Annotated in this window: 16 protein-coding genes; 2 read left to right on the forward strand and 14 right to left on the reverse strand. The window is 40.6% G+C overall.

What is annotated here, in order from left to right:
• Window positions 1-24: 24 nt before the first annotated feature.
• Window positions 25-393 (reverse strand): GNAT family N-acetyltransferase, encoded by a 369-nt coding sequence (locus ACLIJJ_RS02960; protein WP_233313307.1) that lies wholly within the window; start codon window positions 391-393, stop codon window positions 25-27.
• Between the two features lie 448 nt (window positions 394-841).
• On the opposite strand from ACLIJJ_RS02960, the gene ACLIJJ_RS02965 reads away from it, so the two are divergent.
• Entirely contained in the window at window positions 842-1,708 is an 867-nt protein-coding gene (locus tag ACLIJJ_RS02965; RefSeq protein WP_233313305.1) for a DUF1002 domain-containing protein, read from the forward strand.
• Window positions 1,709-1,745: 37 nt separating this feature from the next.
• Here the strand turns inward: ACLIJJ_RS02965 and lysA are convergent, their stop codons facing one another.
• The 9 genes from lysA to ACLIJJ_RS03010 all read right to left on the reverse strand — a co-directional run bounded on the left by lysA (window position 1,746) and on the right by ACLIJJ_RS03010 (window position 9,319).
• Complete coding sequence (lysA, locus tag ACLIJJ_RS02970; protein ID WP_411410527.1) at window positions 1,746-3,071, reverse strand: diaminopimelate decarboxylase; 1,326 nt, start codon at window positions 3,069-3,071, stop codon at window positions 1,746-1,748.
• Between the two features lie 182 nt (window positions 3,072-3,253).
• Window positions 3,254-4,726 (reverse strand): spore germination protein, encoded by a 1,473-nt coding sequence (locus tag ACLIJJ_RS02975; RefSeq protein ID WP_282581399.1) that lies wholly within the window; start codon window positions 4,724-4,726, stop codon window positions 3,254-3,256.
• Window positions 4,707-5,288 (reverse strand): stage V sporulation protein SpoVABEA, encoded by a 582-nt coding sequence (gene spoVAEA, locus ACLIJJ_RS02980; RefSeq protein WP_233313295.1) that lies wholly within the window; start codon window positions 5,286-5,288, stop codon window positions 4,707-4,709. The genes ACLIJJ_RS02975 and spoVAEA overlap by 20 nt, the downstream gene beginning before the upstream one ends.
• Window positions 5,289-5,322: 34 nt before the next feature.
• Window positions 5,323-5,742: a stage V sporulation protein AB gene (locus ACLIJJ_RS02985; protein ID WP_233313293.1), complete on the reverse strand. Its 420-nt coding sequence runs from the start codon at window positions 5,740-5,742 to the stop codon at window positions 5,323-5,325.
• Complete coding sequence (locus ACLIJJ_RS02990; protein WP_233313291.1) at window positions 5,732-6,352, reverse strand: stage V sporulation protein AA; 621 nt, start codon at window positions 6,350-6,352, stop codon at window positions 5,732-5,734. Before ACLIJJ_RS02990 ends, ACLIJJ_RS02985 begins: the two co-directional genes overlap by 11 nt.
• A 118-nt stretch (window positions 6,353-6,470) precedes the next feature.
• Window positions 6,471-7,226: an RNA polymerase sporulation sigma factor SigF gene (gene sigF, locus ACLIJJ_RS02995; protein WP_233313290.1), complete on the reverse strand. Its 756-nt coding sequence runs from the start codon at window positions 7,224-7,226 to the stop codon at window positions 6,471-6,473.
• A 12-nt stretch (window positions 7,227-7,238) separates the two neighbouring features.
• On the reverse strand, window positions 7,239-7,679 hold the full coding sequence (spoIIAB, locus tag ACLIJJ_RS03000; RefSeq protein WP_233313288.1) for an anti-sigma F factor: 441 nt from the start codon (window positions 7,677-7,679) through the stop codon (window positions 7,239-7,241).
• Window positions 7,680-8,030, reverse strand: coding sequence for an anti-sigma F factor antagonist (gene spoIIAA / locus ACLIJJ_RS03005; RefSeq protein WP_233313286.1), 351 nt, complete (start codon window positions 8,028-8,030; stop codon window positions 7,680-7,682).
• A gap of 125 nt (window positions 8,031-8,155) precedes the next feature.
• Window positions 8,156-9,319, reverse strand: a complete 1,164-nt coding sequence (locus tag ACLIJJ_RS03010; protein WP_411410528.1) for a D-alanyl-D-alanine carboxypeptidase family protein — start codon at window positions 9,317-9,319, stop codon at window positions 8,156-8,158.
• Between the two features lie 227 nt (window positions 9,320-9,546).
• Between ACLIJJ_RS03010 and map the strand changes: the two genes are divergently transcribed.
• On the forward strand, window positions 9,547-10,293 hold the full coding sequence (gene map / locus ACLIJJ_RS03015; RefSeq protein ID WP_411410529.1) for a type I methionyl aminopeptidase: 747 nt from the start codon (window positions 9,547-9,549) through the stop codon (window positions 10,291-10,293).
• Window positions 10,294-10,338: 45 nt separating this feature from the next.
• On the opposite strand, the gene ACLIJJ_RS03020 is transcribed toward map, so the two are convergent.
• The 4 genes from ACLIJJ_RS03020 to ACLIJJ_RS03035 all read right to left on the reverse strand — a co-directional run bounded on the left by ACLIJJ_RS03020 (window position 10,339) and on the right by ACLIJJ_RS03035 (window position 14,485).
• On the reverse strand, window positions 10,339-11,754 hold the full coding sequence (locus ACLIJJ_RS03020) for an amidohydrolase (protein WP_411410530.1): 1,416 nt from the start codon (window positions 11,752-11,754) through the stop codon (window positions 10,339-10,341).
• 118 nt (window positions 11,755-11,872) lie between these two features.
• Window positions 11,873-12,217, reverse strand: a complete 345-nt coding sequence (locus ACLIJJ_RS03025) for a DUF6176 family protein (protein WP_411410531.1) — start codon at window positions 12,215-12,217, stop codon at window positions 11,873-11,875.
• 115 nt (window positions 12,218-12,332) lie between these two features.
• Window positions 12,333-13,637: a pyrimidine-nucleoside phosphorylase gene (locus ACLIJJ_RS03030; protein WP_411410627.1), complete on the reverse strand. Its 1,305-nt coding sequence runs from the start codon at window positions 13,635-13,637 to the stop codon at window positions 12,333-12,335.
• A gap of 26 nt (window positions 13,638-13,663) precedes the next feature.
• A complete protein-coding gene (locus tag ACLIJJ_RS03035) occupies window positions 13,664-14,485 on the reverse strand; it encodes a purine-nucleoside phosphorylase (protein WP_233313274.1) in 822 nt (273 codons plus the stop codon).
• Window positions 14,486-14,495: the final 10 nt, after the last annotated feature.

The following is a 14,495-nucleotide window of genomic DNA, read 5'->3' on the forward strand; positions in this document are numbered from 1 at the left end:
AATCCGGTCAGGGATTTATTTTTATTACGAATTAAGATTTTCCTCCATATTCATGCATTTAGAAAGAAAGCCTACAGTCAATTCGTTCGCTTCGATTTTTTTGTTGGTATATAATGACTTAATTGCTTGCACCATCGATTTACCGACACCTTGATGTCTGTACGAAGGGTTTACGGATATATGCTGGATGCTGATTCTGTCCGCATCTTCAAAGCTGATTCCTATAAGCCCGATAATATCCTCTTCTTCCTTCCATAAAAAAAGCTGCCAATTCTCGTTAGCTTCGTATTGCTTTATCGTTTGCTGTAGCACTTTTAAATCCTTTTCGGCAGGCATAAAAGAAAGCAGGCCCATCGCAATTTTCTCAAAAGATTTTTTATAACGAATAATCATTTGTATCCCTCATTATTATTAAAGCATATTTACCTGTAAGTTTTCCCATAATGGATTGTTTCCAAACAATATTCTATTTTAAATATGAAGAAACCGGCACTAGTATTTAAATCCGCCATAAGAGCATAAATTATCTGACTTTGGCGAAACCTGTTATAAATACTATCATACATAAATTATGATTAATCTTCAATGAAAATATTATAAGAAGAAAGCATCATTACAGTAACTGCGTCAAAATCCCTACTGTTTGCAAGTAATCCATATATCATCTTCTCATTATAATAGTATGCTAAAACAATTCATTCAGCTACTATTTTTATTAGCCTTATTATCGATTATAATAGCAAGTGCAAATCCCGTCCTTTACACAATATGTGGGTAGAAGGAAACTTTTTGATTTGCCTGTACGTCTATATGCATAGAACATATTTAGGAGGAAACACAGATGATTAGAAAAAAATGGGCTGTGCTTGTCTTTTCACTTTTGCTCCTGCTGCCATTGCACGCATTAGCAGATGCAGCGCCAGGGGATATGATTATCACTTTAGGTGAAAACTTGACAGAAGAGCAGAAGAAACTGCTTCTGACGGAAATGAAAGCGCCTGATGATGCACAAATCATTACAGTCTCTAATAAAGAAGAACATCAATATCTAGGAAGCTATATTTCCAAGGCATTGATTGGCACAAGAGCCATCTCTTCCTCCGCTATTACCATCAATGATGCAGGAAGCGGAATAGAAGTGACAACTAAAAATATAAACTGGGTAACAGATGAAATGTATATTAATGCGTTAATAACTGCAGGTGTAAAGGATGCTGACATTTATGTTACAGCTCCAATTGAGGTTTCGGGGACAGCAGCACTTACAGGTCTTATTAAAGCATATGAAGTATCAACAGATACAGAAATTCCAGAGGATGTTAAACAGGCTGCCAATGAAGAGATGGTGCAGACCGCTAACCTCGGTGAAGAAATAGGAACAGATAAAGCATCTGCACTAATGGCAAAAATCAAAGAAAAAATCGCGGAAAATAAACCGTCGACAGATGCTGAACTGGAAAAAATCATCAATGATGCAGCAAGCGAGCTTAATATTTCGTTAAGCGATACTCAAAAGCAAACATTGATGGATTTCTTCAATAAGCTTAAAGAGCTGGATATCAACTGGAATCAGGTTGGAGATCAGCTGCAAGATGCAAAAGATAAATTTAATGCATTTATTGAAAGTGAAGAAGGTCAAGGTTTTCTTGCAAAAGTAAAAGAATTTTTTGCAAGTCTCGTTGATGCGATAAAATCATTCTTCTCTTAATAGAAAAAAAAGGAAGTGCAAATGCACTTCCTTTTTCTTATTTATTTACAGACGCCTTCTCTTTCAAAGGTAAATCCAGACGAACTATGTCCTCATACGTCTCTCTTTTTACAACAAGAACCGCTTCCTTGTTTTCCACAAAAACGACTGGAGGTCTTGGAATTCGGTTATAGTTATTAGCCATAGAATAACCATATGCACCTGTGCAGAACACTGCTAAAATATCTTGTTCTCCTGCTTTGGGCAGTGGTAGATCCCAAATTAGCATATCTCCTGATTCACAGCATTTGCCAGCGATGGACACCGTTTCTTCTGCTTCAACCAAAGGTTTATTTGCCAAAACAGCCTCATATTTCGCATCATACAATGCCGGACGGATGTTATCTGTCATTCCTCCATCAATCGCTAAGTATTGGCGCACTTCTGGAACTTCTTTTCTCGAACCAATCTTATATAGAGTTGTGCCTGCATCCCCAACTAGTGATCTGCCTGGCTCAATCCAAATTTCCGGCATGCTCATGCCAAATTGATTCATATTTTTCTCCACTTCAGTAATAATCTCTTCCACATATTCTGAAGGCTGGATCGGTTGGTCTTCGTTTGTATATCTGATACCGAAGCCCCCGCCAAGGTTTAAAACTTTAGATTCAAAGCCGAAAGCCTGTTTCCATTTATAAAGCTGACCAATAATCTTTTTTGCAGCAAGCACAAAGCCTGTTGTCTCAAAAATTTGAGAGCCGATATGACAATGCAGCCCTAACAGCTCAAGATTTTCAGATTCCATCGCTTTAAGGATCGCTTCCTCTGCTTGTCCATTTTGCAGTCCAAAGCCAAATTTAGAATCCTCTTGTCCTGTAAGGATATAGTCATGTGTATGTGCTTCAATCCCAGGTGTTACGCGAAGCAGAATCGGCATCTTGCTGTGGTTCTGTTCACACAGCTCCTGCAATAAGGCAAGCTCATAAAAGTTGTCAACTACAATACAGCCGATTTTATGCTCAATTGCCATCAGCAGTTCTTCTCTGCTTTTGTTATTGCCGTGGAAATGGATTCTTTCCATCGGGAAACCAGCTGTAATTGCCGTATAAAGCTCACCGCCGGATACTACGTCAAGGGACAGCCCTTCCTCATTGGCAAGCTGTACCATTGCAATTGTTGAAAATGCTTTGCTTGCATAAGCAACCTGTGCCGGAATACCTCGTTTAGCGAATGTATCCTTAAATCCTCTTGCTCGTTCTCTGATAAGTGCAACATCATATACATATACTGGTGTTCCGAATTCTTCGACTATTCTCACTGTGTCAACACCGCCAATTTCCAAATGGCCAGCTTCGTTCACACTGGAAGTTCCATAATAATGCATATATCCCCCTCGATTCTCCCTAAGATTGATATGAAAGGCTAAGATGAAAAAATAAGAAACAAGCAGACAGTTCCCCTTTCGAACTGTCTGCCTTTTTATGTCCAATTATTTAACAGCCTACTTGATTAAACAAATGTATCATAAATAAACCCATTTCTCAATCCTCTTTTTATTGGATATTTCTATTTATTACGGTCTTGAGCATGTGCATGGCTTGGTCTTAATTTACTACTAGGAACTGTTCTTCTGATAAGAATATTAAGTAGCGCCTTTGGATAAAACGGAATGAAAGGCCATAGATATGGAACATTCAATGTGCGCAAGCTTGCTAAAAACAGAACATACAAAGTACAGCCGACAACAAAACCTGGAGTATGGAATATAGCGACTAATATTAAGAGAACAAAGCGTACGAGCTTATTGGCAATCCCTAATTCATAACTTGGAGTCGCAAAATTCCCGATTGCTGCCACTGACACATAAAGAATAACTTCTGGTACAAACAAACCAACATCAATGGCGATTTGCCCAATCATAACGGCCGCAATTAAGCCCATAGCGGTCGACAGCGGTGTCGGTGTATGAATGGCTGCAATCCTTAAGAATTCTAAACCGAAGTCAGCAATAAATAACTGAACAATAATCGGCAAGTGGGTACGCTCTGTCGGTCCGATAAAGGCCAGGTTTTCCGGCAGCAAAGACGGCTCAAGTGTAACAAGAAACCACAATGGCAAGAAAAACAAGGAAGCGATAACACCTAAAAAGCGAACCCAGCGCACAAATGTGCCGACCATTGGAGCTTGTCGATATTCCTCAGCATGCTGCAAATGATGAAAGAACGTAGCAGGTGTAATAATAACACTCGGTGATGTATCAACATATATGACAACATGGCCTTCTAGCAAATGATTGGCTGTGACATCTGCTCTTTCTGTGTAGCGGACTAGAGGATATGGATTGTAACCTTGCTTTAGCAAAAACTCCTCAATTGTCTTGTCTGCCATCGAGATGCCATCAACATTTATTTGCTCTAGCTCCTTTTTAATGATTGCAACTAGATCTGGATCAGCAATATCTTTAATATAACCAATTGCCACATCAGTTTTTGACCGTTCTCCGACCTTCATAATCTCAAAACGGAGCCGCTCATCACGTATTCGTCTTCTTGTAATTGCCGTATTTACGATAATATTCTCGACAAAACCATCACGAGAACCGCGGATAACCTTTTCTGTATCCGGTTCCTGCGGAGTTCTGCCAGGATAGCTTCTTACATCGATGGCAATACCTTTTTCATAGCCTTCCATGACTGCAACAACTAAACCAGACAGCACTTGGTCTACAAGCTCATCCATTTTTTCCAGGGGCTTTACTTGGTGGTGCACAAGCTGGTTTTCAATAATTTTAAAAAAGTCATCTGATTGATGTACACGTTCTTCATCATTTAAAAATAATAGCTGTTCTAAAAGCTGAGAAATGATGGCACTGTCAACGAGTCCGTTCACATAGTACACATTTACCTCATGATGGAGAACACTGATTTTTCTCACTCCAAGGTCAAAGCTGACACCTAAGCCTACCCTGTCGGTCATGTACTTTTCTACATCGCAGAGCCTTCTAAAAATAGTCTCCATATCATGTGTTTCCTTGCTCATAAAATCCACTTCTTTCTAAAATATATTCCACTGCAATTCGTGTTATTGGTGCACCTTTTTCATAGGAATCTCTTTTTCCCATTTTGCCTATATCACCGATGCCGACAACTAAAGGCAAGTCGAGACTATCGAGACTGTAGACAGTATCACCGCTCATTCTTCCTATCTCATACTCTGGAATGCCAAGCTTATCTACACCGTAAGGAGTCAGATTGCCATCTTGGTCGATTGCCACATCAATCCTTGTCCATTCCTCTCTTCTCGTTCTGCTTGCAACAGCAATTACCCCAAGCACTTCCACATCCTTGTGTGCTGCTATGTATTTCAAAGCTGTCTCGCCTGCCCCCTCACCCACATAGCCACTATCATCAAACATCACTAATACGGGATCATTTTTGGCTTTTTTTATGAGATTTAAAATCTCCGGTCCACTATGGGTGGAGGGATTTCCAAATGACGTAGAAATGCAGCGGCCTCCCACTTCTTTTGCCACCATTTCAACTGCTCGTTTTGCATATTCGTCTCCATCTGTTATTAAAATAATTTTTCTTTTTGTACCCATCTGCAAATTCCTTTCTTTGACACTTTGCTAGAATCTACGGTGCAAAATACATCCAGTGAAATAAGGAGCCAAAGATTTTACCAAAGACAAGTGCCATCATCAATACGAGCAGCCGATCATCGAGGCTTACCCTTTTTGCGAGAAGAGGAAAAACATTTAATACTTCTGTAAGTGCTGCAGCAATCATACCTATATAGATTCCACCGGCTAGACCCATTACTGTTAACAGAATGGCTGGTAATGAGAAGGCTGGTTCTCTCAAAAAGACGAATGTACCGCAGACTGCACCGCAGACGACAGACCATTCATAGGAATATATCTTGCTTCCTGTTTTCGTCAGCTGCGTCAATCTCGGAATAATCCCAAAGACGGTTAAAAAAGCAACATAACCGGCTCCGACTGTTATTCCCCAAGCTCCCCCAATAAAAAGGACAGCAAGTATTTTAATGATCATCTAATTTTTTCATGCTTTCTTTATTTTCATGCATGATGACATATTGGTCCAAAGCTTGCTGATAAGAGAAAACTTCTACTTCCAGGGGGCTTGGTTCCTCATTAAAACGCTTTTTGAATACATGGTTGAAAAAAATGATCATTCCTAAGCCTAAACCTAGACTATAGGGAATTTGGAAGATGAGAGGCTTTTCTACCTCTTTTCCTGTAATGATTTTATACAGCTTTTGGTGGACTGCCTGCATGCTGACGTCTTCATGAAAATTCATAATAGTCAAGGCAGAGCCAATAAAAAGGAGCAGCCAAACCAAAAGGAACAGCGGTATAGACACTTCTTTTTTTTTGAGGATGACTTCAATGATGGTTTGTGCAGGACCGATAATCTGTATCTCCAAGTTTAGATTGAAGCTGCGTATTGCCTTAATTACCCTTGTGCTGTCGATGATGATGATGTTACGGTCACTTTCTGAAATAGAATAGATTACCAAATTATTCAATTGTTCCATTAAGCTATCAGCAGCTATTACTTGGGCTAAATCCTTCAGCAGCACATCTTCATTCAATCTTTTTTCGATACGATTTCTCATCCGAATATAGACTGTCTCAGCCATTCATCAACACATCCAATCATCTAATGTTTTTACGATGATGGTAGTATTTGCTTAATGTGGGCAATTTATAATGATAATTTTTTTGGTAATATTTCCATATAAAAAGAGCAGATGGATATTAAATATCCATCTGCTCTTTCATTTGTAGCAATATTTTTTTCTCAAGGCGTGATACTTGGACTTGGGATATTCCAAGCCGGGTTGCAACTTCAGATTGTGTCTGATCTTTGTAATAGCGCAAATACACAATCAGCCTTTCTCTTTCGTCGAGTTCCCTAATCGCCTCTTGCAGGGCGATTTTATCAAACCATTTGCCCTCATTGCCATCATCTATCTGGTCTAGAAGGGTAATAGGATCGCCGTCGTTTTCATATACTGTCTCATGGATAGAGGACGGTGTTCTGGCGGCCTCTTGTGCTAATACAATATCTTCCGGCGGAATATCAAGATGCTCTGAAATCTCTCCAACAGTTGGTGTACGGCCGTACTGCTTGGAGAGTTCATCTTTTGCTTTCCTGATTTTATTGCTCAGTTCCTTTAAGGAGCGGCTCACTTTCACGGTTCCGTCATCACGGATAAAGCGCTGAATTTCGCCAATGATCATCGGGACTGCATAGGTCGAGAACTTCACATCATAGCTTAAATCAAATTTATCTACTGATTTAAGCAATCCGATACAACCGATCTGAAATAAGTCATCCGGATCGTAGCCTCTGTTCAAAAACCTTTGCACGACTGACCATACAAGTCGCATATTCTTCTGGACTATTGTGTCTCTAGCTGACTGATCGCCATCTTGGCTTCTTTTGATAAGCTCCTTCACTTCATGGTCTTTTAAATACGTTTCTTTCTCCTTTTTTACCTCCACATCCATAAGCGATTCTCCTTAATTGCTTAGCATTTTGCTCTTTATTAAATGCTTGCGCAGGCGGATCTCAGTTCCATTTTCTGGGCTAGAATGCACTTCAATTTCGTCCATAAAATTTTCCATGATGGTGAATCCCATTCCGGATCTTTCCAATTCAGGCTTTGTCGTAAATAACGGCTGTCTTGCTTCTTCTACATCCATAATTCCTCTTCCATCATCACGAATGGTCAAATCGATAAAGGAATCTTCCATAATGACTGAAATGTAGACAATCCCGTCAGGGTCATTTTCATAACCATGAATAATACAGTTTGTGACCGCTTCTGATACGACTGTTTTGATTTCTGTCAACTCATCCATCGTTGGATCAAGCTGTGTAATAAAAGCAGCGACAGTTACCCTTGCGAAGGATTCGTTTTGGCTTTGTGCGCTGAATTGCAAATGCATTTCATTTCTCATTTATGCAACCCCCAATCTTTCAAGTGCAAATTGTTCATTTGTTTCCAGCTTCATTATCTTAAACATGCCAGACATATCAAACAACCGTTGTACACTCGGGGAGATTGCGCAAATCACCATTTCTCCGCCTAGCTGCTTTATTTGTTTATATCTGCCTAAGATTACTCCTAAGCCTGAACTATCCATAAATGATAAATGCTCTAAGTTTAAAACAATATGGCGAATATTTCTGCTCTCTATCGCATCAGTCGCTTTTGTGCGCAGCTCTTCTGCGTAGTGATGATCTAATTCCCCTGCTAAACGAATACAAAGAACATTGTTTTTTGTTTCCAGCTCAATATTAAGACTCACTATCCATAGCCTCCTCTTTTTAGGTTAGTGAGTCAATTCTACCTTTAATCCTGCATTTCCTTCAAGCAAGACAAAACTAGTGTTGATTCGCTAAAAAAAGAGGAATGCTGACAGTTTTAGCAAGCTTATTGCGTTTTTGTAAACATACCGGCAGTTCGTTTAAACAGTGTCCACCAGCCTGCTTCTTTAATTTCTGTTTGCGATATGAGCGGACTTTCCACGATTGTCTTGCCATCTTTCACAAATTGGACCTTGCCGATTTCCTGACCCTTTGCAATTGGGGCTTTTAAGTTTTTGTTCATGACGATTTTTTTCTCTACGTCATCAACCTTTTCTCCCTTTTTCGTCAATAGAGAGATTGGTTCGCTTGTAACGGCTGATGCCTGTTTTTGGTCCCCTTTGCTTACATTTACTTTGCCGATAAGCTCATTCCTCTTATAGACTGGATGCGTTTCGTATTGGCTAAATGCATAATCAAGCATTTTTGTTACTTGTGCATTCCGCTCTTTTGATGTAGGCGCACCAAAAACAACAGCAATCACACGCATTCCATTCTTTTGGGCAGTTGCTGTCAGGCAGTATTTTGCTTCTTTCGTGAATCCCGTTTTCAAGCCGTCTACTCCAGGATAAAACTTAACAAGACGATTAGTATTTACAAGCCAGAACTTCTTGTCAGAGTCTTCTCGCAAGTACGCCTCATATGTACCTGTAAATTTAGTGATATCCTCATATTTCAATAATTCCTTCGCCATGATAGCCATATCATGTGCTGTGCTGTAATGCTCATCGACCGGGAGGCCTGTGACATTCTTGAATGCTGTATTCTTCAATCCTAAACTGCTCGCTTTTTTGTTCATCATTTCTACAAATGCTTCTTCTGAGCCAGCAAGTCTTTCGGCTACTGCCACTGCTGCATCATTCCCAGACCCGATTGCAATGCCTTTAAGCATTTCCTCTGTTGTCATTTCTTCTCCAGGCTCCAAGAAGATTTGGGAGCCGCCCATTGAAGCTGCATGTTCACTCGTCCTGATTTTCTCGTCTATTTTGAGTTTACCTTGATCGAGTGCTTCCATGATTAAAAGCATAGTCATTATTTTTGTCATACTTGCCGGCGGCAGCTCTTCATTGCTGTTTTTCTCATATAGTACTGTCCCAGTGTCTCTGTCAATCAAAATAGCTGATTTAACATTGTCCACCAATTCACTACTTTTCTCTGCAGCAAGTGTGCTTGGTGCCAACATAGATGCAAATAGTAACATGGTTAAAAAGATTGTTGCGATGCGTTTCATCTCAAAGACCCTCCATTCTATATACTGTCCCATTTTTTCCAATCATGTTTTTTTTATACAGTCAGCTATAAATATTTTTCTTAGGAAGACTACTGTGCGCACGAGGAGTGAGTATCCTTGACACAATCATGCATTTAAGCTATTTTTAGACTGTTATATAAATAGTTCGGCTATAGAAATAAGCTGTATTAACTTAGTGGTTTTTTCGAAATAAAGGAGGAGAAATTTTGATTCAAATAAAAACAAAGGAGCAAATCGAAAAGATGAAGAAAGCCGGGGAAATCCTTGCAGATTGCCATAAGGAAATCCGCAAGTTAATTAAACCTGGCATTACAACACTTGAGATTGATAGATTTGCAGAAGAATATATCATAAAAAGAGGAGCAACGCCTGAGCAGAAGGGATATCACGGTTATCCTTTTGCGACATGCGCATCTGTCAACGATGTTATTTGCCACGGATTTCCAAACAAGACTGCTTTGAAAAATGGCGATATCGTTACAATTGATATGGTGGTTAATTTAGACGGATGGCTTGCCGATTCTGCCTGGTCCTATGCGGTCGGAACGATTTCGGAGGAAGCGCAAAACTTGCTGAAAACGACAGAAGAGGCCCTGTATAAAGGGATAGAGCAAGCAGTTGTAGGAAACAGGGTCGGCGACATTTCCCATGCCATTCAAACCTTTGCAGAGGCAAAAGGCTATGCCGTTGTTCGCGACTTTGTCGGCCATGCGATTGGCAGAGACATGCATGAAGAGCCGCAAATTCCTCATTTTGGTCCTCCAAATTTGGGTAGAAGGCTGAAAGAAGGCATGGTTATCACGATAGAACCAATGTTAAATACCGGAATGTATCATGCGAAGGTTGATTTAGATGGCTGGACTGCAAGAACAGTAGACGGCAGTCTCTCAGCTCAATATGAGCATACGCTCGCAATCACAGCAAATGGGCCTGAGATATTAACAAAGCAATAAGAAAAAAAGGGAAGCTAATTTTAACGCTTCCCTTTTTGTATGCAATTATTCGTGGATAAGCTGTCTCACTTGATTTGGCGGCATTACATCTGCCGGTATTCCAGGCTCATAAAGTTTCACAGCCGATGTTTTTGCAAACTCTTGTTTAGCTTCGTCTATTAAAGAATGATCTTCCAACAAATCATAAAGTGTTAAAGCCATTGTTTTGGCAGCTAAATGCATTCCTTTAAAGCCGATAGAGCTGCCATAACAAGCCGTTGCTTGCCAGGAATGCGCTTGAACTCCTACCGGTGCACAAGTTGTCATCACTTGTCCTACAGGGGTGATCCAGCTTACATCGCCGACATCTGTTGAACCGCCGATTGATACACCTTTCATTCTTTGATCGTCAATATTGACTGTTGGAAGGAGATCATCTGTGAATGCTGCAATGCGCTGTTTAGATGTAGCAACGATACTTGGGTCAATGGAAGCGATAACTTCACTTGCAAATTGTTTTTCCACTTCTGTAAAGAATAACGGGTTTTCCTCCATATTTTTCAGCATTAGCCCGTTTAATGTATCGTTGGGCAATGTTTCATAGGCGAAAGCAAGAATTTCAGAACGAACTGTCGTTTCTGTCATTATGGCCGCTCCATCGGCACATTTTTTTACCCTTTCAAGCAATTCGTCCACTTGTTCCTTTGTGGCAGCCCGGATATAATACCACACGGTGCTAGCATCTGGAACAACATTAGGAGCAAGACCTCCATTAGTAATGACATAATGTATTCTCGAGCCATCGAGGATATGTTCTCGCAAATAATTGCTGCCAATATTCATGATTTCCACGGCATCAAGTGCACTTCTGCCGGCATGAGGAGCTCCTGCAGCATGTGCGGCAATTCCGCTGAAATGGAATTTAATTGACACCATTGCTTGCATGCTAAAGTTTGACGTCATATTAGCAGTACCTGGGTGCCAAGTAAGGGCACAATCTAAATCATCAAATACACCTTCTCTTGCCATAAAGGTCTTGCCTGACAGAACCTCTTCGGCCGGACAGCCATAATAACGAATCGTTCCAGTGAGGCTTTCCTCTGCCATTTTCTCTTTTAAGGCAATAACTGCTGCCACCCCTGCTGTCCCTAATAGATTGTGTCCGCAGCCATGGCCTGGACCGTTTGCAACTATTTCCTCCCGAACTGGCGATACGGTTTGAGAAAGACCTGGCAATGCATCATATTCTCCTAATATGCCGATGACTGGACTGCCGCTACCAAACTCTGCAATAAAAGCCGTTTCTGAGCCTCCTGCATTTTTTGTAACCGTAAACCCGGCATTTTGCAGTGCTGCTATTTGCAGCCCGACAGCATGCGTTTCCTCATAAGCAAGCTGCGGATGTTCCCATATATCCTTCGCCATGTCTGTAAAGAATTGTTCATGTTCGTTCAGCCACTCTACTACATCTGTTTTACTCATATAAAGCCTCCTAATCAATTAGTTGCAAAAAGAAGAATGAATATTCTGTATTTTAAAAGCATAACCCATCTTTTTAATTCGTGCCACTAATCAGTCAGGAAATCTGACGAAAACATTTTTATTGAAGAACATCCATCACTTTATTCTGTATCATGACAACCTCATTTTTCATATGTACTGGCTCATATTCCTTGTCTATACATTCCTCCCAATAGGCAATATGAAGGTTATCTATTTCATGTTTGGATTCCGCTAACAAAGCTCCCCCTTCACCTTGGATTGAGTACCAATAAAGAAATTCCTCACCGTCTGTAACCTCCCGAAAGATTGTTTCCACATACATTTTTTCATCTTCCAACGTCAGCAGCACCTTGTCCATTTCCTTATTTAGAAGCGCCATCCATTTATCCACGACTGCAGATTTACCTTTTTTCACTTTTACTTTCGTCAACTCTATATTCACAAGCAGCACCCTCCTCAAGTAATTAATGTCATTATAGCAAACTAATTAGATATCTGTCTAATTAGTTTGCTGTAAAAGAAGATCGAGTTCGCCTCGACCTTCCTTCCTGCTTTATTTAGCCTGAAATTACTTCATAAATTAATTCAGGAGCATCTACTTTTTGATCTGTCACTTTAATATGCTCATATAATCTTTGTTTAACATCATCGACATTGTCTGTATTACTATAAATCGTCACAAGGGATTCGCCTGCTTCCACCTTGTCACCGATTTTCTTGTTTAGAACCAATCCAACAGCTAAGTCAATTTCTGACTCCTTCGTCGCTCTGCCAGCACCTAGAATCATCGCTGCTGTTCCGATACTATCAGCCGTGATTTCTGCCACATAGCCGGACTCCTTTGCAGGTAGCTCAAGCTTGTATTGTGCTTGTGGAAGACGCTCAGGCTCATCCACAACACTTGAATCGCCGCCTTGTGATTCTAAAAACAGCTTGAACGTTTCCAAGGCTTTGCCGCTCTTAATTGCATCCTCGAGCATTTCTCTTGCTGTTTCAATACTTTCAGCCTTCTCCGCTAAATACACCATCTGAGAGCCTAGAGTGAGACAAAGCTCTGTTAAGTCTGCTGGTCCTTGACCCTTTAATGTATCGATTGCTTCCTTCACTTCTAAAGCATTACCGATGGCAAATCCAAGCGGCTGGCTCATGTCAGAAATAATTGCCATCGTCTTGCGGCCGACATTATTGCCGATTCGAACCATTGCTTCTGCAAGTTCCCTTGAGTCATCCAATGACTTCATAAAAGCTCCTGCCCCTGTTTTAACATCAAGACAAATCGCGTCAGCACCGGCAGCGATTTTTTTGCTCATTATGCTGCTTGCAATAAGAGGAATACTGTTTACTGTTGCCGTAACATCTCTTAAAGCATACAATTTCTTATCAGCAGGAGTCAGATTGCCGCTTTGACCAATGACAGCAACCTTATTTTTATTTACTAGTTTAATAAATTCTTCTTTATCGATTTCCACATGGAAACCTTTTACTGCTTCTAATTTATCAATCGTTCCGCCAGTATGGCCAAGACCCCTGCCGCTCATTTTCGCAACAGGAACGCCTACAGCCGCAACGAGCGGGCCGAGTACAAGTGTCGTCGTATCGCCGACACCGCCAGTAGAATGTTTGTCAACTTTGATTCCTTCAATTGCCGACAGGTCGATTACATCACCGGAATGAACCATTGCCATTGTTAAATCAGCTCGTTCCTTCTCGGTCATGCCTTGAAAAAACACTGCCATTGTAAATGCACTGATTTGATAATCAGGTATTGTACCATCTGTATAGCCGTTGATAATGAAAGAAATTTCCTCTTCCGTCAATTCGCGTCCATCACGTTTTTTCTCAATTAAATCAACCATTCGCATTTTCATAGTGAGAATCCCCTTATCTACTATTCGCCGATTTTTGTAACCAATTCTTTCACATATTTAAGGAAGTCTGCTTTAACTTTTTCTGTCGTTTCAATTACTTCTTCATGATTCAACGGCTGGTCAAGAATACCTGCTGCCATGTTGGAAATACAAGAGATTCCAAGGACTTTAAGTCCAGCATGTCTAGCAACAATTACCTCTGGAACTGTTGACATACCGACTGCATCTCCGCCAAGAACTCTAAGCATTCTAACCTCTGCCGGTGTTTCATACGATGGACCTGTGTTACCGACATATACGCCTTCTTGTACCTTTAAGCCGATGCTTGCAGCGATTTCCTTAGCTGTTGAACGTAAATTTTTGCAATATGCTTCAGACATATCAGGGAATCTAACGCCTAGGGCAGAATCATTTGGGCCGATAAGCGGGTTTGTTCCCATATTATTAATATGATCTGAAATAAGCATTAAGTCTCCAGGAGCGTATGATTCATTCACACCGCCTGCTGCATTTGTTACGATTAAGTTTTCGACACCTAATTCTTTCATAACACGAACTGGGAATGTCACTTTTTCAAAAGTGTACCCTTCGTAATAATGGAATCTCCCTTGCATTGCAACAACTTCCACACCGCCAATTGTTCCAAATACAAGCTGACCAGCATGGCCTTCTACTGTTGAAACTGGGAATTCTGGAATTTGCTCGTACGGAATTTTTACAGCATTTTCGATTTCTTCAGCTAGAACACCAAGTCCTGAGCCTAAGATGAGGCCAATTTTTGGCACAGCGGAATATTTTCCCTTCAAAAAGTCTGCTGATTGTTTAATTTTAGTATAATCCATGTTCACTGCT

The organism is Niallia laureatilytica, from assembly GCF_046613985.1.
Lineage (GTDB): Bacteria > Bacillota > Bacilli > Bacillales > Cytobacillaceae > Niallia.

Coding starts and splice junctions, on each gene's coding strand:
- ACLIJJ_RS02960 (WP_233313307.1), bottom strand. CDS start 393: ATGATTATTCGTTATAAAAAATCTTTTGAGAAAATTGCGATGGGCCTG.
- ACLIJJ_RS02965 (WP_233313305.1), top strand. CDS start 842: ATGATTAGAAAAAAATGGGCTGTGCTTGTCTTTTCACTTTTGCTCCTG.
- lysA (WP_411410527.1), bottom strand. CDS start 3,071: ATGCATTATTATGGAACTTCCAGTGTGAACGAAGCTGGCCATTTGGAA.
- ACLIJJ_RS02975 (WP_282581399.1), bottom strand. CDS start 4,726: ATGAGCAAGGAAACACATGATATGGAGACTATTTTTAGAAGGCTCTGC.
- spoVAEA (WP_233313295.1), bottom strand. CDS start 5,288: ATGGGTACAAAAAGAAAAATTATTTTAATAACAGATGGAGACGAATAT.
- ACLIJJ_RS02985 (WP_233313293.1), bottom strand. CDS start 5,742: ATGATCATTAAAATACTTGCTGTCCTTTTTATTGGGGGAGCTTGGGGA.
- ACLIJJ_RS02990 (WP_233313291.1), bottom strand. CDS start 6,352: ATGGCTGAGACAGTCTATATTCGGATGAGAAATCGTATCGAAAAAAGA.
- sigF (WP_233313290.1), bottom strand. CDS start 7,226: ATGGATGTGGAGGTAAAAAAGGAGAAAGAAACGTATTTAAAAGACCAT.
- spoIIAB (WP_233313288.1), bottom strand. CDS start 7,679: ATGAGAAATGAAATGCATTTGCAATTCAGCGCACAAAGCCAAAACGAA.
- ACLIJJ_RS03010 (WP_411410528.1), bottom strand. CDS start 9,319: ATGAAACGCATCGCAACAATCTTTTTAACCATGTTACTATTTGCATCT.
- ACLIJJ_RS03020 (WP_411410530.1), bottom strand. CDS start 11,754: ATGAGTAAAACAGATGTAGTAGAGTGGCTGAACGAACATGAACAATTC.
- ACLIJJ_RS03030 (WP_411410627.1), bottom strand. CDS start 13,637: ATGCGAATGGTTGATTTAATTGAGAAAAAACGTGATGGACGCGAATTG.
- ACLIJJ_RS03035 (WP_233313274.1), bottom strand. CDS start 14,485: ATGGATTATACTAAAATTAAACAATCAGCAGACTTTTTGAAGGGAAAA.